The following is a 22,823-nucleotide window of genomic DNA, read 5'->3' as shown; positions in this document are numbered from 1 at the left end:
CCGCTACTCTCGTCTGTCAGTAACAGGCCGTACCCGCGACAACCCCTCGCGCGTCGCGGTTCTTCTCGCGCAACCGGCGCACCTTAAAACGACCGAGACAGCCCATGAACGGCGCCGCTCCTTCCCATCCTCGCGATCCTGCCCGGCAGCCGGAGCACGACTACCCGTACTACCGCGACGCGCTCGCGGGACACACATTGCCGGCCGCGTTCATCGATCTCGATCACTTCAAGATCAATCTCGAACGGCTTCGCGTACGGGCAGCCGGCATGCCGATCCGTCTGGTCACGAAATCGGTCAGATCGGTTGCAATGATTCGCCTCGCGCTGGCCGCAGGCGACTTCATACGCGGCCTGCTGTGCTACTCGCCCGCGGAAGCCGCATGGCTCGCAAGCGAAGGGCTCGACGACATCGTCGTCGCGTATCCATCGGTGGAGCACGCGGATCTGCGCGCGGTGGCCGCACAGTTGCGCAACGGACGATCGATCACGCTGATGGTCGACAGCATGGCTCAGGTCGAGCAGATCGATGCGCTTGCGCGCGCAGAAGGCGTCGTGATGCCGCTGTCGATCGATCTCGACATGTCGTCCGCGCTTCCGGGAATCTACTTTGGCGTCTACCGGTCGCCGGTCCGCGACATCGCCACCGCGGTCGCTCTCGCGAACGGCATTGCCGCATGTCCCGGTGTGCGGCTCGAAGGGCTGATGGGCTACGAAGGACAGATCGCGGGGCTGATGGATGAAGTGCCGGGACAGGCGCTCAAGAACTGGATCGTGCGCTATCTGAAGCGGCGCTCGATCCATGAAACCAACGCTCGACGCCGGAACGTGGTGCAAGCGCTTGCAGCCACCGGGCATCCGTTGCGCTTCGTGAACGGCGGCGGCACCGGCAGCATCGAAAGCACAAAAAGCGATCCGTCCGTCACGGAGGTGGCCGCCGGCTCCGGACTCTACACCCCCGCATTGTTCGACCACTACGCGGTATTCCAGGCACTGCCCGCAGCAGGTTTCGCACTGCCGGTCACGCGCCATCCCAGGGACGGCATCCTCACCTGCTCGGGCGGCGGATACATCGCGTCCGGTCCCGCAGGCAAGAACCGCTTGCCGCAACCGTGGTTGCCCGCCGGCTGCACGCTGATCGACAACGAAGGCGCGGGCGAGGTCCAGACACCCGTTCGGCACCCCGCCTCTGTCGCGTTGAAGATCGGCGAACCCATGCTGTTCCGTCACGCGAAGGCCGGCGAGCTTTGCGAGCGCTTTAACGAAATCCTGCTGATCAAGGGCGGGCGCGTCGTCGATCGGGTGACGACCTATCGCGGCGACGGTAAGTGTTTTTTCTGATTTTCCAGCTGGAATCTAGACACAACACAAGGAGACGGCGGACTATGTGGCGTAACTGGTCGGGGTATGTGAGCAGCCCGAAGGCAACGGTCATGACACCCGGATCGCGTAGCGAACTGGTTGACGCGCTACGCGGCGCCGCCAGTTCGAACGCGCCCGTGCGGGTGGTCGGAGCCGGACATTCGTTTGCGCCGTTGGCCCAGACCGATGGAGTGATCCTGTCGCTCGACAGGTTGCAAGGCCTGATTCACGTTGACGCCGCACGCCGCGTTGCACGCGTGCATGCGGGTACCCGCCTCTATGCGGTCGGCGCGGCGCTGGCCGCGCATGGCCTCGCGATGGAAAATCTCGGCGATATCAACGTGCAGTCGATTGCCGGCGCGACGAGCACCGGGACGCATGGCACCGGCATCACCCTGGGCAATCTCGCGACCCAGGTCGCGGGTCTGCGCTTCACGACCGCCGACGGCAGCGAAGTCTTCGCCTCTCCAGACGAAAACGCGGACCTGTTCGAAGGCGGCCGGATCGGACTCGGTGTACTCGGTGTGCTGACGGAAATCGATCTTCACCTGGTGCCGTCGTTCAGGCTCAAGCTGCAACGCGCGAAGATGGACCTTGAAGAATGCCTCGCCCAGGCTGACACGCTGGTCGCAAGTAACCGTTCGTTCGAACTCTACTGGCTGCCGCACACGGACACGGTGTTGACGAAAGCATGGAACATCACCGACGAACCGGCCGACCCGGTGCACTGGAGGCGCTACGTTACCGAAGAACTGCTCGAGAACACCGCATTCGGTCTGCTGTGCGGCCTGGGCAAGACGGCGCCCTTGCTCTGTCCGTCGATCAGCCGGCTTTGCGCATCGTTGATTTCGCCGGGCCAGCAGGTTGACGCAAGCCATTCGATGCTGTCGACCGTGCGGCGCGTGCGCTTCAACGAAATGGAATGGTCGGTGCCCGCGCATCGCGGCGCCGATGCGCTGCGCGAGATCCGCACGTTCATCTCGCAGAAAGCGTTCCCGTTGATGTTTCCGCTGGAATACCGCTGGGTGCGTGGCGACGACATCTGGCTTAGCCCGAACTACGGCCGGGACAGCGTTCACATCTCGGTTCATCAATACAAAGGCATGCCCTACGAAGCGTACTTTGCAGGCGTGCAGGCAATCTGCCTGAATCATGGCGGCCGGCCGCATTGGGGCAAGGTGCATGCGCTGACCGCGCACGATCTTTCCAGGCTTTATCCGCGCTGGGACGACTTTCTCGCCTTGCGCGAACGCATGGATCCGCACGGCCGCTTCCTCACGCCTTACCTGCGCGGTTTGTTCGGCCACTGATGTCCGGACTCGATATCGATCCCCTGGCTGGCGTTTCGCCAAAGGAGACTCCCATGAAGTTTTCGCCGGATCAGACGGAGATGCCACCGGATCTGCATGCGCTGCTGGCATTGCAGCGTGACGACGTCCGGCGCCACGGCGCACCCTCGTACGCACAGCGGATCGCGGCACTCGACGCATTGTCGAACATGGTCAAGCAGCATCGTCACGAACTGGTGCGAACGATCTCTGCGGATTTCGGCAACCGGGCAGCCACGGAAACCGAACTAAGCGAACTGATGTCGGTCCGGAACGGCATCAAACACGTGCGTACCCACCTGAAATCGTGGATGCGGCCGCAACGGCGCAAGGTAGGCATCGCGTTCCGGCCCGCTAGCGCGCAGATCGTCTATCAGCCGCTTGGCGTGATCGGTATTCTCGCGCCCTGGAATTATCCGTTGACGCTGACGCTCGGCCCGCTCACCGAAGCGCTCGCGGCCGGCAATCGCGTCATGATCAAACCGTCCGAGCTGACACCTCGCACGTCGGCGCTATTGGGCAAGCTGATCGGCGAAACTTTCCCGGTCGAACAGGTCACGGTCGTCACGGGCGGGCCTGACCTGGCGGAAGCGTTCTGCACGCTGCCCTTCGATCATCTGTTGTTCACCGGTTCGACGCATGTCGGCCGGCAGGTCATGATCGCCGCCGCGCGGAATCTGACGCCGGTCACGCTGGAGCTGGGCGGCAAATCTCCGGTCGTGCTGTGCCGCGACTATCCGCTCAGGAAAGCAGCGCGCATCATTGCGATCGGCAAGTTCTTTAACGCCGGCCAGACGTGCGTCGCACCCGACTACGTCCTGGTGCCCCGCGACCTGACCGAGACTTTCGCCGATGCGCTGTTTGACGCAGCCCGCGAGTTGTACCCGACCATCGCCGGCAACGACGACTACACGTCGATCATTTCAGACCGCCACTATCGGCGCCTGGCGGGCATGATCGACGAAGCGGAATCCACCGGTGCAAAGATCAGGCAGATCGCGGACGTACATGCCGCCGCAGAGCGGAAAATCCCGCCAGCAATCCTCACAGGCGTAGTGGCCGACGCTACGATCATGCGCGACGAGATTTTTGGTCCACTGGTGCCGGTCGTCGGCTATGACAGCCTTGACGACGCGATCAACTTCATCAATAACCGACCCAAGCCGCTTGCGCTCTACTGCTTCTCTCACCGCTGCGCCGTCATTGCAGATCTGCTCGAGCGAACCCGTTCCGGTGGCGTTACGGTCAACGGCACGATGCTGCACGCCGCCCAGGAGGACCTGCCGTTCGGCGGCGTGGGAGAAAGCGGCACGGGCGCCTACCACGGCTACGATGGCTTCGTCAGAATGTCGCATAGCCGCGGCGTGCTTCGCGTGAACCGCTTTAACATGTTCGACCGTGTCGCGGCACCGTATGGAAAACTATCGCGACTCGTCACCCGGATCATGCTTGGAAAATAACACCTATCCTTGCCCGCACAGCCCTCTGACCTTCGACGATAAGGATGACTCAATGAGCTCGACAGTCCCCGCCGCTCTCCCGGTGCTCCGGGCCGAACTGCCTAAAAGGACGGTCGCCCGTCTGGCGCTTGCCTATGCCATCGCGACGAACGGGATGATCCTCACGCCGTTTCTGGTCGCAGCCGTGATGCTGCGGTTTCATCTTGAGGAAGGCATCGCCACCCAGGTGGCAGGCGTGGAGATTCTCGGCGTGGCGCTAAGCTGCGCACTGCTGCCGCGCTGGATCTCCCGCGCTGCGGGATTCTTTACGGTCGCGGGTCTCGCAGGAACGATCGCGGGACAGGCGCTAAGCGTGATTGCACCGACCGTCCTGCTGATCGGTATTGTGCGCGGCGTGACCGGCATCTTCGAGGGCGTGCTGTTCGTCGTCGTCGCGTCGAGCATCTCGCAGCGTGCATCGGCGGACCGCCTCTGGGGGCAAATCAACGTGTTTGCCGGCATCATCAACGGCAGCATTCTCGTCGTGATTGCTTACCTGCCTGCTTCGTGGCTGGGGCGCGGCGTGTTCATGCTGTTGGTCGGCGTCTGCGTCGTGATGGCGCCTGCCGTTCACGGCATTGGCGAGTTTGCACGCCATGTGACGCAAGCGCGCTCGCGAAACCGGTTGCCGCGCAGACTCGTACTGACGATCTGGGCCGTGACCGTGCTGATTTACGGTGTGCAGGCATCGCAATGGGCCGTCGCGGGAATCGTCGGCACGCATGCGGGGTTGTCGACCGGGACCATCGGCATCCTTTTGTCGCTGTCGTCGCTGCTCGGTTTCGCCGGTGCGGTCATTCCTTCGCAACACGCGAGCCGCAAGCACCGGCTCGCGATCATCTACGTCGCGCAGATGGTGATGATCGGCTCACTCATCTGGTTCTTCGGCTCGACCGGAAGCAAGTCCTACTTCCTGAGCCAGCTCGCGTTGAATTGCGCGTTCTTTGCGATCATCCCGTTCCTGACGGGGTTGCTTTCCGAGGTCGACCCGGATGGTTCGCTGGTTGCGCGAACGGTCGTCGTCACGTTCATCGGTGGCGGCGTCGGTACTGCGATGGCCGGCGATCTGTTCGCCCAGTACGGCGGCATGCGGTTTGCCTACGTACTGTGCGTGGGCGTGGCGGCCGCGCTGCCGTTCGTCTGGCTTGCGCTGCGCGGCGCAACCTCGCACGGGGTTCAGACGGCCGGACATCAGCCGTCCTGATTGCCAGGTTGCGGCGCGCCGGGAATCCGAACGCTCTCCCTTGTGTATCACCCGCCTTGATGCCGTGTTGCAATGCAACGCCGCGTCGAAGACGAGTCATGTGTGACGGTTCCGCGTTCACGAACCCATGATGGCCGGAACGAACCATGCGAATGGCCGCTTTAGCCCCGGCGAACCGAAAATTGACTCTCTAGATTCTGGGTCAGGAGGAGGATGCCGTCGATTGCCCGACCGGCCAGATCGAAAACGGAGTGGCCAGTCATGGCATGAGCATCGAATCGATATGGCCTGATCCGACGCTGCATGCGATAGAGAAAGAAGCTCCACAGAACGCGCGGAAAGCGGAGTGCCTGGGTCGCGCCGGCCAGGTCCCTGGAGGCGACACGCTCCGCCCATCCGCAATGCAGTCGATAATCAGGGAGACGACCGTCAAATGAAAAAGCAAACCTTGCTGTGCGCGGTATTGCCGCTGTGGTGCGGAGTGGCCTGGGCCCAAACCAGCCTTACGCTGTATGGCGTGATCGACGAGGGGCTCCGGTACGAGACACATGGTGTGAGTTACGGCGCGGACGGAACACCGGTCTCGACCGGCAGGAAGCTGTCCACCACGACTGGCGGAGGACTCACCGAAAGCTACTGGGGCCTGAAAGGCCAGGAAGACCTGGGCGGTGGCAATCAGGCTTTGTTCCAGCTCGAAAGCCACTTCGATCCCAGCAGCGGCAGCATCGCGCCGCAAGGCTCGGTGAATTTCTTCCAGATTGCCTCTGTGGCCCTGCTGTCGCCAACGCTGGGGCAGCTTGCTTTGGGGCGGCAGTACAACGTGGCCTTCGAAGGCATGACTCTCGCCTACGGCTCCAATCTGTGGGCCGGCGGTCAGGACCCCTACGTCAACCTCTTCAAGCCGGAGCAGACCCTGCTTGGCGGCGCACGCACCAGCAGCATGATCCAGTACGGCGCGCAGTTGGGCGGCCTGATCATCCTCGCGCAATACGCGCCCGGCGGACACGCGGGCGGCGGACAGGCAGGCAGCCAGGTCGGCGCGTCGATTTCCTGGGCACCCGACAAGGGGCCGGTCAAGGCAGGCGCTTCCTTTCTGCGCAGCCGCGACGACGTGACGAACGCAAAGTTCGATATCTACACCGGGGGCGGCTCGGTCAGCATCGGGAACGCTACGGTCAACGTCGGGTATCTCGAGAACGCACGCGACAACGACTTTACGATGCTCGACAACGGCCCGTTCAGTTCGACGGATCTGGCCGGCCTCGGCATTATTTCGCCACAGCAGGTGGTCGACCCCACGCTCCCAGGCGGCTTCAACAAGCGCAAGATGATCGTCGCCGGTTTGACTTACCGCTTTACGCCGGTATTCACGGTCGCACTCAATGGATGGTGGACGAGACAAACCGGGTACACCGCCGATTTCAACGGCACCGCGCAGCAGTACGAAGTCGTGGCCGGGTACAACCTGTCGAAGCGCGACATGCTGTATGCGGAAGTCGATTATTCGCGGTACAGCGGCGGTCTGGTCGGTGCGCAACTGGTCGGCGTCAACGGTCAGGCGCCGAGCGTGAGCACGACGCAAACCGGCATGATGGTCGGCTTGCGCCATTACTTCTGATCGCACCTGCGAGCACCGCAACGTGAATCCGGGTTCACTGCAGGTCGGGCGCTGCCGCCGGGCGCGCAAAACAGCAGGTGTCGCGCAGCGGGGAAAAAGACGGTATAAAGCGACGATGGACGCGACCGGCCGATATACGACTGCCAACCTGCAGGTCTATATGCTGCGATTTCTTGCGGGCATGAGCAAGGATCTCGGCATCAACCCTGCGCGGCTATGCATGGGGCTCGGATTCGACGTGGCAGACCTGTCGAATCCGGACTGCCGGCTGTCGTTCCGGCAGGCCAGCTCGATGATCCGCCGCGCGATCGAACTGTCGCCGACCCAGGGCCTCGGGTTGCGCATCGGCACCGCCGAAACCATCGCCTCGATCGGGCTTGTCGGTTATGCGATGCTCACCTGCCGGACGTTCGGCGATGCCATTACGCTCGGCATCAACATGCAGAATCATGCGGGCGCGCTGCTTGACTTCGATATCGAGCAGGATAAAACGGGGATCACGATCTACGCGGCCAGCCGCTTCCATGAGCCCGACATCGAAATGTTCCTGGTCGAAGAGGCGTTCGGCAGTTTCCCCAAGGTCGCGCATGCGCTCGTCGGCGAAGCGTTCAGACTCGCCTCGGTCGATCTGAGCTACCCAAGGCCGGCTTACGCAGAGCAGTACGAACAGTTCTTCAAATGCCCGGTGCGGTTCGAGCAGAGCCGGAACGCGGTGGTCTGCGACGCGTCGTGGGTCGAGCGGCCGCTTGCGACCTACGATCCGCTTAGCAACCGGCAGGCGCTCGAATTCCTGCAGATGGCGGTGTCTCAGGAAGACACGGGGGCCGAGTTTCTGGAATCGATCGAACGCATCGTGCGGCGCGATCTGCGCAATCCCCCGACGCTCGGACAGGTTGCCGCTCAACTCTGCATGAGCGATCGCACGTTGCGGCGCCGGCTGGCCGACAGCGGCGTGTCGTACCAGACCGTACTGGACAATATTCGTCATGCACGCGCGATGGCGCTTTTGAGTACCCCACGCCTGTCGATTGAAGAGATTGCCTACGAAGTCGGCTTTAGCGACTCTCACAACTTCCGCCGGGCGTTCAAACGATGGACTGGCCACGGGCCACGCGAATCACGTTAGCCGGTCCGGCCTGACGTAGCCGATGAGCGGCGCGAACGCGTAAGCGTCAGTCTGGGACTCGCTGGTTTCAGCAGCTTTGGGTTCGCCATCGTTTGCTGAACGATGGACACACCTGACAATCTTGTCCCTCTGAGCGGCAACGTGACAAACCCCGGTCCTCTGCTAGCGCGAGACCACCTCCCCAAGCCGCAGCGGCAGTTCGTCCAGCCGCGACACCATATGGTCGGGTTGCTGGCCGAGTTCCTCGAACGTGCCGCCGGCCCGGTTGATCCAGCAGACGGGATAGCCGAAATGCCGCGCCCCGGAGGCATCCCACGCGTTCGACGACACGAACAGGATTTCCGACCGGTGGAGTCCCATCGTCTTCTCCGCCAACGCGTAAACGTCAGGATGCGGCTTGAACACCTTGACGTGTTCCACACTGATCAGATATGCGAATCGTCCTTCGAGCCCGGAATGATTCACCACGCTCTGAATCGAGCGCACCGATCCATTAGACAGGATCGCCAGCGGCAGGCCCATTGCCTGAAGTTCGGCGAGCGCCGCCGGTACCTCCGGATACGGCTGGATTTTCAGGTACTCGTTGCACAGTGTGGCTCGCACGTCTTCCTTGAGCGGCAGTTTCAGGTGGCTGCAGGTGTAGCGCAATGCATCGTCGGTCGCTTCCTCGAAGGACAGGTAATGCCCCATCAGACTGCGCAGCCACGTATATTCGAGTTGCTTCTGCCGCCAGATCATGCTGATTTCGAGCCCACGGCCAGGAAAGTATTCGCTGCAATGTCGAGCGACCGAATGCACGTCGTAGAGCGTGCCATACAGGTCGAAAACGATGCCTTTGATAGTTGTCATGTGATTTCTCCGGGATAGATGCAGGAAGGCCGACGCCGGATCGGTGGCGCGGCCAAAAACGGGTTGGGCAGATTACTTCGCTGTGTGCTGACGTTCGGGATCGAAGCCTGTGTGTGCCCTGAACACGAAGGCATCGAAGCGCGCTTCGTGCGCCTCACGGATGGCTCGCCGCCCGTTGCGACTCGTGATCATGGTGCCGGCCCACGCGCCCAAAAACCCGAGCGGCATGCTAAGGATGGTCGGATTCACGATCGGGAAGATGGCGTGTCCCTTGAGGAAGGCAGGCCCGATGAAGGCGAGAATCACCGACGACGCGAGTCCGGTCGCCATCCCGCCAATCACGCCCGCCGTGTTGAAGCGGCGCCAGAATATCGACAGCAGGATCACCGGGAAGTTGGCCGATGCCGCAACTGCAATCGCGAGAATGACCAGTACGCCAACGTTGATGCCTTGCGCGAGCAGCCCCAGCAGTACGGCCAGGATGCCAACCACCAGGGTGGCGAGTCTCGCGATGCGCACCTGCTCCGCTTCGCCAACTTTGCCGTCGTTCATCACGTTCACGTACAGATCGTGTGCGATTGCGCCGGACGATGCCAGCGTCAGACCGGCGACCACGGCGAGGATCGCTGCGAACGCAATTGCGCAGATGCACGCGAGAAAGATCTGACCGCCCAGGGTTCCCGCTCCGCCACCGAGATATTGTGCGAGCAGCGGTAGCGCAAGATTGCCGCCCTTGTCTGCTGCCCGGATCGCATCCTGTCCCACGAAGGTGGCCGCGGCAAAGCCGATCAGGGTCGTCACAAGAAAGAAGCTACCCGCGAGGAACATCAGCCACAGTACGGATTTGCGCGCGGTCCGCGCGTCGCGCACCGTATAGAAGCGCGTCATGATGTGAGGCAGGCCCGCAACACCAAAGACAAACGACAGGAACAGTGACAGCGGATCGAGCGGATGCTGGAAATAGCCGCCTGCGACGAGCATGCGTGGGCCGTAGAGATGCTCTACCGACGCGAACAGTGTCAGGGCGTTGAAATGCACGGCTGAGAGCAGCATCAGCACCAGTACAACAGCCGCGACGAGCAGCAGAACCGCCTTGACGATCTGTACCCAGGTCGTCGCGATCATGCCGCCGAACAGCACGTACACCATCATGCCGATACCGACCAGAACGATCGCCAGATCATACGGAATGCCGAGCAACAGCTTGATCAGCGCGCCCGCACCGGCCATTTGCGGGATCATGTACGCCAGATTGACGACCACCGTACCGATCACGGCCGCAAGCCGCGCATGACGGCTGCGCATGCGCTCGGCAATCACGTCGCCGAAGGTGAAGCGGCCCGTGTTTCGAACCGGCTCCGCAATGAGCATCAGCACGACGAGGAAAGCGACCAGCGCAGCCACGGCATAGAGGGAGCCATCCATGCCGTACAGCGACACGAGACCCGAGAAGCCGAGGAAGGCCGCGGCGCTCATCCAGTCGCCCGCCAGCGCAAAGCCGTTAGCGCGTGCCGACAGGTTACCGCCCGCAGCATAGAACTCGCTGGTGGTATGCGTGCGGCGCGCCGCCCACCATGTGATGGCGAGCGTAAGCATAAGAATGAGCAGAAAGATGCCGATAGTCATCGCTTTCATGTCGGGCCCCAGCGGCGGGCGTCGTCGGCCGCCAGTGCAGCCTGCACGTCGAACCGGCTATTGGCTGCATAGACGTAAATGCAGGCCACTGCCCAGCTCAGCCCGTACATGAGCAGCACGAGCAGATACCCGACGTTAAAGGCCCCCACCACCTTCTTCGCCATCAGCGGATGATCGTAGCCGGCGAGCAGGGCGGTGCCGAGGATGAAGAGAAGACTAAAACCCAGCAGCGGCGCGACGACGCGGATTTTTACGTTGACGAGCGCCCGGAAGCTCGGCAACTGTACCGCTGAGACTGGCGCCTCCGACGACCCTTCAGCGATGCGCAACGGGACTAGCGGAGGATTTTGCGGCGGATGCGGGTCGTGCGAGAGTTCGATCATCTATGTCTCCATGCTTTTGTAAGTGTGTCCGCGGACGCAGGCAGGATGAGGTGGCGAGCCACCCGCTGTTCGCCCCAGCCTGCGCACCGAAAAGAGCAAGGTCCGCGCCAGCGGTCAGCGGACATGCCGTGAGCAGACCGCGCAGTGCTTGCAATGAAGGCTTGAGAGCGGGCGCTGCGCACGTATGCGTCCATGCCCGGTCCTTCACAATTAACCGCTGACACCGCTTCAGGATCGCCAGGCGAACCAGTTTTGATGGCCGCTGATTCAGATCTGACTCAGGCCTCGGCTGGATTGGCGGTCTGCAGTTATCCGGTGTTGCAGGTGTATGCTGGATCGTCGAAAAATACGGATGGTGTATGGACAACAGGGCCCTGATGGCGACGCTGGATGATTTGCCGGTTGGCGTCGCGGTGATCCGGGATGGACGGATCGAGTGGCAGAACGCCGTGGTTCGTGACGGCATTGCAAGGGACCCGCGAGAGCCGGGGGTGATCCACGAGTCGTTCGCGGCGCTGGTTTCGATGGCCGCCGCCGGAACGGATCAGGTAGCCACGCAGGTAGAGTTGGGCGGCGCCTCGTATTACGTCGGCGTGCATGTGTCCGTCGAGTCGGCGTTGTTGTTGCTGATGGCTGGCAGCGATTCGGAAACCCCGTTTCCCGAGATCGTGCGGCTGCGCCAATTGTGCCAGGACCTCGAAGAAATTTTTCGCCGTTCGTTTGACGGCATCTTCGTTGCAGACGGTCGCGGCGTGACGCTGATGGTCAACGAGGGCTGCGAGCGCAACTACGACCTGAAGGCGGCCGACATGATAGGCCGGCATGTGTCCGAGTTCGAGCAGAAAGGCTGGATCCGGCCGGTGGTCGCGCAGCAGGTTGCCAGAACCGGGCAGCGCATTTCCACCACGCAGCACACGCATACCGGCAAGACCATTATGGTCACGGGTATTCCGCTGTTCGACACGCTTGGCCACGTGCGCAAGGTAATCATCAATTCGCGGGACACGACCGAGTTGATCCAGCTTCAGGATGCCCTTGCCAGGGCGAAGGCGGACCTCCAGCGCGTGGACGCGGAGATCGAAGCGCTGCGTTTGCAAAACGTGAAGGTGGACGGCCTCGTTCTACACAGCGAACCGATGCAGCGCGTCGCGAGCCTCGCGGCGCGCGTGGCAAAAGTTGATGCCACAGTGCTGATTACAGGTCAATCAGGTGTCGGCAAGGACGTGGTCGCGCGGCTCATCCATCGGGAGAGTTTCCGTGCGAACGGACCGCTGATCAAGATCAATTGCGGCGCGCTGCCACGCGAGCTGCTCGAGTCGGAGCTGTTTGGCTACGAGCCCGGGGCGTTCACCGGGGCGCAGCGGCAAGGTAAATCCGGACTGATCGAGCTGGCGCACCGCGGTACGCTCTTTCTGGACGAAATCGGCGATCTGCCGCTTGATCTACAGGTCAAACTGCTGCAAGTCCTGCAGGACCGCATCATCGTCAGGCTCGGTGGCACGAGGTCGATTTCCGTCGACGTACGTGTCATTGCGGCGACGAACCGTGACCTCAAGGCAATGGTATTGGAACGCAGCTTTCGGGATGACCTGTACTACCGGCTCAACGTCGTGCCGATCTCAGTGCCGGCGCTTGCGGAACGTAAGGACGACATAGCGCCGCTCGTGCTTCAGTTCGTCGACGAATTCAACGAACGATACACGTTGCGCCGCAAGGTCTCCGAGCAGGCGATTGCGTTGTTGCTCACCTATGACTGGCCGGGCAACGTCCGCGAACTGAGAAACGTGGTCGAACGGCTCGTCGTGACGAGCCAGGCCGACGTGATCGGGCCAGAATTCCTCGATGGCGTGCTGCCGGTCGATGTACTGGACCAGGAGCCAAACACGTTTCGCCAGCGGGTGGAGCGCTTCGAGTGCCGGTTAATCGAAGACGCGTTGCGCAAACATGGCAATACGCGTGAAGTCGCGAAAATGCTGGGGCTCAGCCAGTCAAGCGTGGTGCGCAAGCTCAGGCGCGGCAAATAGAGGGGATTTCGCCGGCGTCGGTGCCGCAACGATCTGCTCTACCGAGTACTGTTTGCGTTTCATCGCCAACCTCCCGTTCGTATTGGGAAAATTGCTCCGAAACACCAACACTCAATTCTGTCCAGGTTTCCTGCAGCAGATCACCAGCTCGCCTGCCTGACGATTGCCGTGGGTTGGGTACTCACTGCCGGGCGCGCCATGCGGCATCAACACTGTACTGTTTTGCGGGGCGTTCACGTCGTCCTGTTGCGTCAACCCCTGGGCATTGGCCGTCCCTACGCTCAGGGACAAAAGACAGGCAACTGATGCGCTCAGACATGCGGCGATAGGTTTCATGACAAATTCCTTCCGTGGAAAGGGGGTCCGTCTGGATCCTTCGACCGTCGATGCGTCATCGGATCCTCACCCTGTATACGCAGGGAACAGCCAACCGGATTCTCTATCATGAGCGGTATTGGCCAGATTGGCGACGATGGCGCTACTGTCGCCGATCCACCGAAGGCCTGTGCGACGATACGTATATGTCTATACAAATAGTCCTTTGCCGCTAGCATACCGCGCAGCCCACAACGCAGGTTCCGTCCCCTGAGCGACCTTGTCTAACGAGTTAAATGTCAGCTCGCCTACTCCCGGAAGAAATCGGCAATATCGAAGATCCGCCATGCCGGTGATTTGTATAGACAACATTTTTTGTCACTGCTACCGTCAGGAAACTAGCGGTGACCGGAAGCTGTTTGTGCGATTCATCGCATGTTGAACGGTCGGTCACGAGCTTCCTTGACACGGGCGGAGTGCGCGAAATGGACGGAACGAACGTGGCGGTCAGCAAACGGAAGGCGTGGGCGATCGTTGCACTCGTCTTTCTGTTCATGCTGATCAACTACGCCGACAAGGCCGTCATCGGGCTTTCGAGCGCTTCGATCATCAAGGAGCTCAGGCTTAGCCACGCGCAGTTCGGTGCGCTCGGCAGCGCGTTTTTCCTGTTGTTCTCGATCTCCGGTGTGGTCGTCGGGTTTCTGTCCAACCGGGTGGCAACCAAACGCATCATGCTGGTGATGAGCATCATCTGGGCGCTCGCCTTGCTGCCGATGACCGGCCCGGTCAGCTTCGCGGTGCTGCTCGGTAGCCGGGTGATTCTCGGCGCAGCGGAGGGTCCGGCCTTTCCGATCGCGCTGCATGCTGTCTACAAGTGGTTCGGCGACAAGAGACGCGCCGTGCCGACCAGCGTGGTTGCCTGCGGCGCCGCGTTCGGTGCCGGCGTGGTTGCGCCGCTGATCACGTGGATCATCGAACACTACAGCTGGCATGCAGCGTTTGCAACGCTTGGTGTCGCGGGCTTCTTCTGGGCGATCGTATGGGCGGTCGTGGGCAAGGATGGCCCGGTCGGGCAAGCGACCGGAGTGCCTGGCGCGTCGTTGCACATTCCCTATCGCGACCTGATTCTCAGCCGCACCGCCATTGGCGTGTACATCGGTGGATTTGCCGCCTACTGGATGATCGCGCTCAACATCGTGTGGCTCGCCAACTATCTGATCAAGGCCGTTCACCTCACACCTTCGACCGCGGCATGGGTCATCGTCCTGCCCTCCGCCATGCAGATCGTGCTCGCTCCGTGCTGTGCGTTCCTGTCGCAACGGCTGACGATGGCCGGATATCCAAGCCGCCTCTCGCGTGGCGCCTTGGGTTGCACGTGTATCGTGATTGCGGGCCTCGCCACGATCTGCCTGCCGATCGTTCCGCTCGGGCCGCTGAAAATCCTGCTGGTCGGCACCGCTTTTTCGATCGCCAGTGTGATCTTCACGCTCGGTTCGACCTTGATCGGCGAGATTTGCCCCGCACCGCAACGCGGTGCCTTGCTAGGCATCACGAACTCGATTCACACGCTTGCCGGATTGATCGCACCGGTCGCGATGGGGCTGATCGTGGACATCGGTGCAGATCCTGTCGACGGCTTTCGTACCGGCTACCTCTGGGCAGGGGCGCTGGTCGCCACACTGGGCATCATCGCTGCCTGCCTGATTCATCCGGAAGCGGACCTGCGCCGCTTCCGCCGTATCGGTGTCGCGGCCGAGCCGTTGACCACCGGCGAGCGCACCGCGTGACGGCGCGCTGCCCACAGGCGCATGCCGCCATCACCGCCGGCAGCATGCTGGCCTGAGTCACACGCTAACCAGGGAGACCCTGTTTCATGCAATCGATCTACCTCACTTACCTCAATCGACTGGATGTCGAACAGCTCGCGCTGACCGACGCGGAAATTCTTGAAGCCGTCGAATCGGCGCTCGAAGCACAAGGTAACCGGCAGACCGTGATCGAGCCGCGCATGCATCTCGTGCCGAGGGATTCCGCGGAAGGGCACTTCAACGTGCTGCGCGGCGTTATCCACCCGCTCGGACTGGCGGGCGTCAAGGTCGTCGGCGACTTCGTCAACAACTACAAGCGCGAGCTTCCTTCGGAACTTGCGGTGCTGAATCTGTTCGATCCGGAGACGGGTGCGCCGAAGGCGATTCTGGATGCAACGTCCATCACCGATATGCGCACGGGTGCAATGACCGCGCTCGGTGCCAAGCATCTGGCGCGCAAGAACAGCAAGGTGCTGGGGCACATCGGTGCGCGAGGTACGTCCTACTGGAACGTACGTCTGCTCGACCATCTGTTCAATTTCGACGAAATCCGTGTTCACTCCAAACGGGAAGAAAGTCGCAATGCATTTGCCGAGCGCCTCTCGCACGATCTCGGCAAGCCGGTGCATGCGATGGACGACTGGGAATCCTGCGTGGTCGATGCCGACATCGTGGTCGAAGCGTCGCGTCTGCCGGAGCCGCAGCCGTTGCTGAAGACCGAATGGATCAAGCGGGGCGCGCTGGTCATGCCGTACGGAACCATGAGCGCTGTCGAGCTTTCGCTCACCGATATCATGGACAAGATGGTGGTCGACGACTGGGGCCAATGCCGCAAAGGGCTGCCGTTCGGCGCGTTAAGGCAGCACGTGGACAGCGACCGGCTGTCGGAGGAAACGCTGCACGCGGAACTGGGAGAGATCGTTGCCGGCAAGAAGGCCGGTCGTGAAAGCGATGATGAAACGATCCTGTTCTGGCATCGCGGTTTGAGTCTTAGCGATATCGGGCTCGGTCACGCGATGCTCGAAAAGGCGAAGCAGATGGGTATCGGGCAGTCGCTGCGGTTTGCCTGAAGCCAGCGTTTATCCGACCGGCCTGGGTTTTGCAAAAGACCCGGGCCGGCTGTGCGGCCAGGGCAAAACGTACCCGATTGCGTCAGCGAATCGTGTCGTACGACGGGAAGGTTTTCGCGAGTTCGAGCAAGGTTCCATATGCCGCGATATCGGGCGCAATGAACTTGCGAACCAGCACGTCGCGCATGAGCGCTTCATAACCGGCCATGGTATGTAGCGCTCTTAGCGCTTCGCCAATGGCTGCGATCTCGCTTGAAGGCCGCGCCGAGGATGCCACCAGCAACGGAATCGGTGTCCACGACGTGTAGCCGACCGTTCGAAGATTCGCGATGCTCTCCGGAGCGTGATGACGAACGAGATCCAGATAGAAACTATCGACGGCGGTCAGGTCGATCTCGCCGGCATTGAGCGCGTTCAGTACGCGAGCCGGCGTATGCAGCGGTCCTTTTGATTCAGAAAACAACGGCTCCCCACTGTTCGACAACGCGCCAAGTGCTGCGCGCGGGGCCTGATAGCCCGATTGCGAATCCACCGCCATCCAGCCGATGCGTCCGCTCAGCGCTTCGCTTAACGAGCGCGCCTCCGAGCTCCGATGCACCAGAAACTCGCTGCGATAACGAGGCAGACCCGCATAGCTCGCGGGCTCGGGAACAGGAACGGCGAGCGGCACGACTCGACGGCTTGTGTCGTTGACAAAGGGCCAGCCACACATGAACCCGCAGGCGAGATTGTCTCTTGCCCAGAGCTCGCTCAAGGGTAGAGGCCACGCATGGGCGACGATGTCGATGCGCAAGCCCAGCTCGGCGAACAGCATGCGAAACAACGCATGCCACGCGTCGGCCGTCCTGGTCGACGCGTTGTACATCCGGAACGATGCGATTCCTGCGGTCATACTCGCGCTTCCTCCTGCAGACATGCGTCAATCCGCGTGTTCATGATGGATTCGATCGAAGCAGGACATCACACCCTGGTGTCCGCTTCGCGCAAGAATCATCGAGCCGAAAGTGCGCGTCGCTCAAAACCTGTGACGAAGCGCAATGCGCATCACGGCCTGACGATCGTTCGACGAATCGCCCAATCCACCGATGTTCGCGACCGCCGCACTACCCGTGGAACTGATACCCGATGCCTTCTGCACCGATGCCGTGAAATAGGCATCCGTGCGTTTGGACAGAAAGTAATCGGCCAGCACGGCAACCTGATGATAGTGTTGATCGCCTAGCGTTGTGCCATGCGCCTCTACGCCGGTGCTTGTCGTGTAGTTATAGGCGATGCCTGCGAAGAACGCCGGTGTGAACTGCCAGCGCAAACCGGCTTCGATGTCGTTGAATTTCGGAGACACGCCTCCGAGCGAAGCGACATTGCCGTACTGCGTATTGGAGTACGTCAGTCCGACCAGCGCCGGACCGATTGCATAGGTACCACCTACCGCTGCGACCTGATACGAACTCGCGGTGATGTAGTTGCTGTTCAATACGCCGCTTAGCGAGTTCGATCCGTTCACGTTGTCGGTGAACAATCCTGTCCCTGCCGTCTTGCCCGTTGGGTTCTTGAAGAAGTTAAAGCCGGCGCCGAGCGTAACCGGGCCATGGACATAGGACGCACCAAACGAGTAACCGCCGCCGCCGGTGAGGTTGCCCGGCTGCCCGCCCAGACTGACTTCGGCGCCGAAACTCAGACCGTTGAAATCCGGGCTTGCGTACTTGATGCTGTTGTTGACGCGTAGCGTATTCACCAGATTGTCGAGATCGACCGGGTGGCCGAACGTCGTCGACCCGCCAATGTAGCCCGTGCTCGTGACCGGCTGAACGTAGGCCACGACGAGATCGTATTGACGGCCGAGCGTCACCGTACCGTAGCTGCGGCTGCTCAATCCGACATAGGTTGTCCGGCCGAATGGGGTCGCGCCTTGCGCGAACGCACCGGTATTCAGATTGATGCCGCCTTGAATATCAAAGATCGCCTTAAGCCCGTCGCCGAGATCTTCCGCGCCGCGAATTCCCCACCGGCTTCCGTTCAGGCCGTTGATCGAATCGACCGTCAACTGGCGACCGCCGACGTTGACGCCTTTGACCACGTTCTTTGCATTGGTGTTGAACTGGAATCCCTCGTCCAGAATTCCGTACAGCGTCACGTTGCTTTGCGCATGTGCCGCTAATGAAGGGACACCCGCGAGGGCGGCAGCCAGCCAGATTTTTTTCATCGTGGTCATCCTCTTTTAATTCGAAGCAGTGAATGCAGCGCGTCACGCTCCACACGCGTACGAAACGACAGACAACAGATCGCCCTCACGCGCAGCAGGCGTGTTTCAATTTCCCGTTATTGCTGGAATTGCTGGACCTGCAGAAAAAATCCGGACGGATGGTCCGTTGCGCGACCTCTGGTCCGCGAGATCGCGCAGCAGTGCGCGGTTATTGCCGGTATTGCCGGAGCAGCTTCGCAGCGGCACGAAATTCGGGGGTGAACGGCCGGTCGTCGTCCCGGAAGGGGACCACCGTGCGCAGATCGTCGAAGAGCTTTTTCGTGTCCGGCGACAGCGTGAAGCCTTTGCCTTCCCTCTGGCGCAACTCGACGGCTTGTGCCGCCGAAATCAACTCGATCGCGAATAGTTCGAATGAATTGTCGATCTGGGTTTGCACGCGACCCATGACGCTCGGCGCGTTAGTCGCGATGTCTTCGATGTCGCCTGCCGCGGGCAGATAGTCCATCGAAACCGGCATGGCCAGCTGCCTGTTTGCTTCGGCCAGCGCGAGCGGCGGCTTTTCCATCGCACCGAACGCATGCAGCGTGTGGTCGGTGCCGAGAAACCGGCTCAAGTGCGTAAAGCGCGGATCGTTCATCTTGATGATCCGCTGTGCCGATGCAAGCGAGTTGTGCGCCAGCGCGATGCCGGTTTCTTCGAATGACAGCACGAACGGCAGTGGTTCGAAGTTGGCGTTGGGCAGGACGGCGCCGTAGACATCCTTCCCTTGCAGGTAGCTGCGCTTTGCCTGCCAAAGGTCACTCTTCGGTTTGACGCCGACTGCGACGCCGGGGTTGTCATCGGAAGAGTTCAACTGGATCTCGATGAGGCGACGATCCTCGTCGTAGCTCTTGTCGATCTCCGCCAGCAGATAGGGCGCATCGCGAAAGCTGAGTGGGTCTTGCAGCGCACGGGCATCGTCCTGTTGCCAGAGGCTGCTCCCCGCGAGGATCTCCCGCAACGCCGCGCCGGTGCGAATCACCTGGGGATAGGGGTGCAGTGCCAGCGTGTCTTCGAGAAACGGCGACACGTTACCGTTCAGCCCTTGCAAGCTCATCGCATACACCAGCTTTTCGACGGCGCTCAACTGCTTGAGATCCACTAGCGCAAGCGACGCCATACCGGTCGAGTAAGCGTTCGAGCTGAGAATGCCTAGCGCGTCCTTGCCCCAAGGGCGGATCGGTGCGATGCCGGCGGCGTTCAGCGCGGTCGCCGCGGGGACCTTTTCACCGTGGTAGTACACATCGCCCTCACCCATCATGGTCAGGCCGACATGACTCAAAATCGTGATGTCCGCTTCGCCGACCGAGCCTTCGGTCGGGATCGACGGGGTAATGCCGGCGTTCAGGAACTGGGCGTATTTTTCAACCACGGCCGGCTGTACGCCGGCTGCGCCGACGAGCATCTGATTGAGGCGCGTCGCCATGGCCGCGCGGGCGGTGCGGACGTCCATGTCGGGACCTACGGCTGCCGAGTGCGCATGCAGCAGCGCAGCATTGAAGCGCATCGAGGCCTCGATCACCTCAGGCGTGAGCTTGCCTTGCGCATCGACCATCTGGCGGTCTTTATTCATGCCCACGCCGACGGTCAGCCCATAAATACGCTGCCCCTGGGTGGCCGCGTCGAGCAGCAGGTCGTAGCCTTTGGCGACTCGCCTGGCGCCTGCCGGTGCAATGACAACCTCATCGCCCGTCGCAATGCTGGCGATCATCTCCGGTGTGGCCGACTTGCCATCCAGAGTCACGGCCGCATGGCACACCAGTGCGGGGAGCAACAGCAGTGCACCGATCATTCGTCTGACAGCGTGAGACATGACATTCCCCGTATGAAAGCTTTGCGCTGGTGTCCGCGTTTATCGGATGGACGAGCGCGTTATCGCGGTGAGCAACCATTGCAGCAGAGTACTTGTATATACATATGCACGCAATTTTTCAAAATTCGATGTGAAAGGAATTTAGTCGATCAGCCGGTTCCGGCACCTCGCAGGCAGACGCGTGAGCGTTAAGGGCTGATCTGGCGGTCTTTGGGATGTGCGTATCGAGGCCGGGGTCGTCCAGTTTTCGGATGGGCCTGTGTCGATATGTGTATACAAATGCGAGGGTCGTGCGCGGCGCCAGCGCCACGCCACGCATCGGGACGAAGCGTGCTGTCGATGCCTGTCGCTAGAATTGCCCGCTGAACTGGTATCGGCTCGCGGGATGCCACAGGACAACGTCGGTCGCTATGCAGCCCCGGACCCGCGTACGCCGATGTAGAACGAGGCAGGGTTCGCCGATCGCCATCTTTAATATCTGTCGAACCGTCGCTGGGGCTTGACGGGCCGTCACCCAGTACTGCGCGCCCTGGGCAGGCGCCATCCTTGTCATGTACTCGTTCGGCGTCTGTAGCTCGAAGTTCTGGTCGATATAGTCGGGGAACACAATACCGTTGACGTTTCGGTCTTCGAGCTGGATCGGTACGTCGTTTTCGAAGTGGACGATGCGGGAATGGAAGGCCAGCGCGTCGTGCGGCAATTCGAGCGTTTGCAGTGTCACCGGATCATGCGTCTGTTCGAGCAGCAGTACCTTGCTCGTATGCTGATCGCCACGGCTCTTGATTTCTTCGGCGATGCTGCGAATTTCGATAAGCGTCGACTGGTAGCGCGTATCGGCAATGAAGGTCCCGCGACCCCGGATGCGCATCAGTACGCGCTCTGTCACGAGTTCGCGCATCGCGCGGTTAACCGTCATCCGCGATAGGCCGAACTCTTTTGCCAGCGCTTCTTCTGTGGAAATCATGTCTCCGCCGCGCCACGTTTCGGTCTCGATCATGCGGAGCACATACGCCTTCAACTGTTGATAGGCGGGTGCGAGCGAGGGCGGCTTTTTATTCATGGCTGGTGGTGACTACCGTGAGAACACGAATTGTATAGGTTGATAGGGCGTGACCGACCTGGTTGTGGTGCAAATACTTGAATCGGAAGCGAGCGAAGCGTGTTCAACCAGGGCACTTCAAGCGGCGGGCACGGCACCCCAGATCGCAGACGGAGTCGGGTCTTTGATATGCAAACGGCCGATAGCAAACTGGCCTTTGCGAATGCGATGCAGCAACTCGACACCGGCAAGTGTGAGCGCGGTGCAGTCGACTGGAAAGCGGCCATGAACCAGTTTGCTATTCTGTTTGGTGAGCGCTTCACGCTCACCCGCGGCTAGAAATCTTTAAACCGCCTCGCACACAAAATTGCGGACAGGTTCGAGGAACGTGGGGCGACCATACCGCGAGCAATTAACCGATCGTCGGCGCTTACTGATTTCATTCCGCCGCAGCATCGCCGAACCACGGTCTCATCGCTTTATGACGGGGACTTTATTGTTGCCGATCACCTGGCGCACCTGCCTTTTCCTGTCCTGCCGCAATGTGTCCGCAACCAGCGACCTGAACCAGCGATGCCCCGCATCGTTGTGACGCCGCGCATGCCAGAACTGCTGCACCGTCAGGTCGGGCAGGCTGATCGGCAACGGGAACACGTCGACGTCGGCCATCTTCGAGAACAGCTCCGCGAGTTCGTCCGGCACGGCGGCGATCAGATCCGACATCGCGACAAGGCTCGGCACCGCTAGCAAATAGGGTACTTCGATGCCGACGCGCAGTCGCGCGCCGTGCCGGCGTAGCTCCTTCTCCAGTAGCTGATTCGTGATGGCGAGCGTCGCGGAGACGGCGTGTTCGGCTTCCACGAACTGCTTCAGCGTCAACGACACGCGCCGTCGCGACGAGCCGCCTCGAATGATGCCGACGAGCGACCGCTCGAATAGCGGCTGCTGATGCAGGTTGTCGCCAAGGCGGCCGAGATAGCCGATCGCCAGGTCGATCCTGCCGTCCTGCAACGCGCCCGCCAGTTCGAGCGATGGCAGCTGGATCGGCTTGAGCGTCGCGAGCGGCGCCTGCCGCCTTAACGCGGCGAGCAGACGCGGCAGCAGCACGATCACGCCCATGTCGCTGAGACACACCGAAAACGTCCGCCGCGTGGTCGACGGATCGAACGCGACGTTGCTCCAGATTTCATCTTCCACGGCGGCCAGCACGCGCTCCACCCCTTCCACGAGGCGTTCGCCGATCTGCGTCGGCGCCATCTCGTTGCCTGCGCGCACGAACAGATCGTCATGAAACGTCGTCCGGAGTTTCCCTAGCGCATGGCTCACCGCGGGCTGCGTGATCCCGAGTCGCCGCGCGGCCCGCGACACGCTGCGCTCCTTACCCAGCGCCTGAAGCACGAACAGGAAGTTAAGGTCTTTGGTTCGCATCATGCATCCAATTCATTCTAGATATGAATTGCATTGTATGGATTTATACAGAGGTCCGCACTATCTTGGGCGCAAAGCATG

General features: G+C 61.3%; 17 protein-coding genes and 2 pseudogenes. 9 read left to right on the top strand and 10 right to left on the bottom strand.

The window, feature by feature from the left end:
* The first annotated feature begins 104 nt into the window (after positions 1–104).
* The 6 genes from ACREXZ_RS21565 (at position 105) to ACREXZ_RS21540 (ending at position 8,136) form a co-directional block, all read left to right on the top strand.
* The gene (locus tag ACREXZ_RS21565; protein WP_431766147.1) at positions 105–1,340 is read left to right on the top strand and encodes an amino acid deaminase/aldolase; all 1,236 of its coding nucleotides are present in this window, start codon (positions 105–107) and stop codon (positions 1,338–1,340) included.
* Between the two features lie 44 nt (positions 1,341–1,384).
* Positions 1,385–2,671 (top strand): D-arabinono-1,4-lactone oxidase, encoded by a 1,287-nt coding sequence (locus ACREXZ_RS21560; RefSeq protein ID WP_431766146.1) that lies wholly within the window; start codon positions 1,385–1,387, stop codon positions 2,669–2,671.
* Positions 2,671–4,149, top strand: a complete 1,479-nt coding sequence (locus ACREXZ_RS21555) for a coniferyl aldehyde dehydrogenase (protein WP_431766145.1) — start codon at positions 2,671–2,673, stop codon at positions 4,147–4,149. The genes ACREXZ_RS21560 and ACREXZ_RS21555 overlap by 1 nt, the downstream gene beginning before the upstream one ends.
* Before the next feature lie 52 nt (positions 4,150–4,201).
* Positions 4,202–5,392, top strand: coding sequence for an MFS transporter (locus ACREXZ_RS21550; RefSeq protein WP_431766144.1), 1,191 nt, complete (start codon positions 4,202–4,204; stop codon positions 5,390–5,392).
* 433 nt (positions 5,393–5,825) lie between these two features.
* Entirely contained in the window at positions 5,826–7,010 is a 1,185-nt protein-coding gene (locus tag ACREXZ_RS21545; protein WP_431766143.1) for a porin, read from the top strand.
* Positions 7,011–7,125: 115 nt separating this feature from the next.
* Positions 7,126–8,136, top strand: a complete 1,011-nt coding sequence (locus ACREXZ_RS21540; RefSeq protein ID WP_431766142.1) for an AraC family transcriptional regulator — start codon at positions 7,126–7,128, stop codon at positions 8,134–8,136.
* A 162-nt stretch (positions 8,137–8,298) separates the two neighbouring features.
* On the opposite strand, the gene ACREXZ_RS21535 is transcribed toward ACREXZ_RS21540, so the two are convergent.
* The 3 genes from ACREXZ_RS21535 to ACREXZ_RS21525 all read right to left on the bottom strand — a co-directional run bounded on the left by ACREXZ_RS21535 (position 8,299) and on the right by ACREXZ_RS21525 (position 11,003).
* Entirely contained in the window at positions 8,299–8,985 is a 687-nt protein-coding gene (locus ACREXZ_RS21535) for a haloacid dehalogenase type II (RefSeq protein WP_431766141.1), read from the bottom strand.
* 72 nt (positions 8,986–9,057) lie between these two features.
* On the bottom strand, positions 9,058–10,620 hold the full coding sequence (locus tag ACREXZ_RS21530) for a solute symporter family protein (protein ID WP_431766140.1): 1,563 nt from the start codon (positions 10,618–10,620) through the stop codon (positions 9,058–9,060).
* Positions 10,617–11,003, bottom strand: coding sequence for a DUF485 domain-containing protein (locus ACREXZ_RS21525; RefSeq protein WP_431766139.1), 387 nt, complete (start codon positions 11,001–11,003; stop codon positions 10,617–10,619). Before ACREXZ_RS21525 ends, ACREXZ_RS21530 begins: the two co-directional genes overlap by 4 nt.
* Before the next feature lie 359 nt (positions 11,004–11,362).
* On the opposite strand from ACREXZ_RS21525, the gene ACREXZ_RS21520 reads away from it, so the two are divergent.
* Positions 11,363–13,027: a sigma-54 interaction domain-containing protein gene (locus tag ACREXZ_RS21520; RefSeq protein WP_431766138.1), complete on the top strand. Its 1,665-nt coding sequence runs from the start codon at positions 11,363–11,365 to the stop codon at positions 13,025–13,027.
* Positions 13,028–13,171: 144 nt separating this feature from the next.
* Here ACREXZ_RS21520 and ACREXZ_RS21515 read toward each other — a convergent pair.
* A pseudogene (locus tag ACREXZ_RS21515) lies at positions 13,172–13,363 on the bottom strand (hypothetical protein); the annotation flags it as partial.
* Positions 13,364–13,827: 464 nt separating this feature from the next.
* Between ACREXZ_RS21515 and ACREXZ_RS21510 the strand changes: the two are divergent.
* Positions 13,828–15,129: an MFS transporter gene (locus ACREXZ_RS21510; RefSeq protein WP_431766137.1), complete on the top strand. Its 1,302-nt coding sequence runs from the start codon at positions 13,828–13,830 to the stop codon at positions 15,127–15,129.
* A gap of 86 nt (positions 15,130–15,215) precedes the next feature.
* Positions 15,216–16,220, top strand: coding sequence for an ornithine cyclodeaminase family protein (locus ACREXZ_RS21505; protein ID WP_431766136.1), 1,005 nt, complete (start codon positions 15,216–15,218; stop codon positions 16,218–16,220).
* A gap of 82 nt (positions 16,221–16,302) precedes the next feature.
* Here ACREXZ_RS21505 and ACREXZ_RS21500 read toward each other — a convergent pair whose 3' ends face one another.
* The 6 genes and pseudogenes from ACREXZ_RS21500 to ACREXZ_RS21475 all read right to left on the bottom strand — a co-directional run bounded on the left by ACREXZ_RS21500 (position 16,303) and on the right by ACREXZ_RS21475 (position 22,745).
* Positions 16,303–17,085: a phosphate/phosphite/phosphonate ABC transporter substrate-binding protein gene (locus ACREXZ_RS21500; protein WP_431766135.1), complete on the bottom strand. Its 783-nt coding sequence runs from the start codon at positions 17,083–17,085 to the stop codon at positions 16,303–16,305.
* Positions 17,086–17,235: 150 nt separating this feature from the next.
* Entirely contained in the window at positions 17,236–18,423 is a 1,188-nt protein-coding gene (locus ACREXZ_RS21495) for a porin (protein ID WP_431766134.1), read from the bottom strand.
* 208 nt (positions 18,424–18,631) lie between these two features.
* The gene (locus tag ACREXZ_RS21490; RefSeq protein ID WP_431766133.1) at positions 18,632–20,275 is read right to left on the bottom strand and encodes an HAL/PAL/TAL family ammonia-lyase; all 1,644 of its coding nucleotides are present in this window, start codon (positions 20,273–20,275) and stop codon (positions 18,632–18,634) included.
* 349 nt (positions 20,276–20,624) lie between these two features.
* Positions 20,625–21,335, bottom strand: coding sequence for a UTRA domain-containing protein (locus ACREXZ_RS21485; RefSeq protein WP_431766132.1), 711 nt, complete (start codon positions 21,333–21,335; stop codon positions 20,625–20,627).
* Positions 21,336–21,452: 117 nt separating this feature from the next.
* Positions 21,453–21,584: pseudogene (locus tag ACREXZ_RS21480) on the bottom strand (IS6 family transposase); the annotation flags it as partial.
* A gap of 201 nt (positions 21,585–21,785) precedes the next feature.
* Positions 21,786–22,745, bottom strand: a complete 960-nt coding sequence (locus ACREXZ_RS21475) for a LysR family transcriptional regulator (RefSeq protein ID WP_431766131.1) — start codon at positions 22,743–22,745, stop codon at positions 21,786–21,788.
* Positions 22,746–22,823 lie beyond the last annotated feature (78 nt).

Source organism: Paraburkholderia sp. (genome assembly GCF_050742655.1).
Taxonomy (GTDB): domain Bacteria; phylum Pseudomonadota; class Gammaproteobacteria; order Burkholderiales; family Burkholderiaceae; genus Paraburkholderia.
Note: the sequence above shows the minus strand (reverse complement) of the source record. Positions and strands in the feature narration are given on the sequence as shown.

What these genes read in the sequence shown, in the direction of transcription:
- ACREXZ_RS21565 (WP_431766147.1), top strand. Translation starts at nt 105, where the DNA reads ATGAACGGCGCCGCTCCTTCCCATCCTCGCGATCCTGCCCGGCAGCCG.
- ACREXZ_RS21560 (WP_431766146.1), top strand. Translation starts at nt 1,385, where the DNA reads ATGTGGCGTAACTGGTCGGGGTATGTGAGCAGCCCGAAGGCAACGGTC.
- ACREXZ_RS21555 (WP_431766145.1), top strand. Translation starts at nt 2,671, where the DNA reads ATGTCCGGACTCGATATCGATCCCCTGGCTGGCGTTTCGCCAAAGGAG.
- ACREXZ_RS21550 (WP_431766144.1), top strand. Translation starts at nt 4,202, where the DNA reads ATGAGCTCGACAGTCCCCGCCGCTCTCCCGGTGCTCCGGGCCGAACTG.
- ACREXZ_RS21545 (WP_431766143.1), top strand. Translation starts at nt 5,826, where the DNA reads ATGAAAAAGCAAACCTTGCTGTGCGCGGTATTGCCGCTGTGGTGCGGA.
- ACREXZ_RS21540 (WP_431766142.1), top strand. Translation starts at nt 7,126, where the DNA reads ATGGACGCGACCGGCCGATATACGACTGCCAACCTGCAGGTCTATATG.
- ACREXZ_RS21535 (WP_431766141.1), bottom strand. Translation starts at nt 8,985, where the DNA reads ATGACAACTATCAAAGGCATCGTTTTCGACCTGTATGGCACGCTCTAC.
- ACREXZ_RS21530 (WP_431766140.1), bottom strand. Translation starts at nt 10,620, where the DNA reads ATGAAAGCGATGACTATCGGCATCTTTCTGCTCATTCTTATGCTTACG.
- ACREXZ_RS21525 (WP_431766139.1), bottom strand. Translation starts at nt 11,003, where the DNA reads ATGATCGAACTCTCGCACGACCCGCATCCGCCGCAAAATCCTCCGCTA.
- ACREXZ_RS21520 (WP_431766138.1), top strand. Translation starts at nt 11,363, where the DNA reads ATGGACAACAGGGCCCTGATGGCGACGCTGGATGATTTGCCGGTTGGC.
- ACREXZ_RS21510 (WP_431766137.1), top strand. Translation starts at nt 13,828, where the DNA reads ATGGACGGAACGAACGTGGCGGTCAGCAAACGGAAGGCGTGGGCGATC.
- ACREXZ_RS21505 (WP_431766136.1), top strand. Translation starts at nt 15,216, where the DNA reads ATGCAATCGATCTACCTCACTTACCTCAATCGACTGGATGTCGAACAG.
- ACREXZ_RS21500 (WP_431766135.1), bottom strand. Translation starts at nt 17,085, where the DNA reads ATGTACAACGCGTCGACCAGGACGGCCGACGCGTGGCATGCGTTGTTT.
- ACREXZ_RS21495 (WP_431766134.1), bottom strand. Translation starts at nt 18,423, where the DNA reads ATGAAAAAAATCTGGCTGGCTGCCGCCCTCGCGGGTGTCCCTTCATTA.
- ACREXZ_RS21490 (WP_431766133.1), bottom strand. Translation starts at nt 20,275, where the DNA reads ATGTCTCACGCTGTCAGACGAATGATCGGTGCACTGCTGTTGCTCCCC.
- ACREXZ_RS21485 (WP_431766132.1), bottom strand. Translation starts at nt 21,335, where the DNA reads ATGAATAAAAAGCCGCCCTCGCTCGCACCCGCCTATCAACAGTTGAAG.
- ACREXZ_RS21475 (WP_431766131.1), bottom strand. Translation starts at nt 22,745, where the DNA reads ATGATGCGAACCAAAGACCTTAACTTCCTGTTCGTGCTTCAGGCGCTG.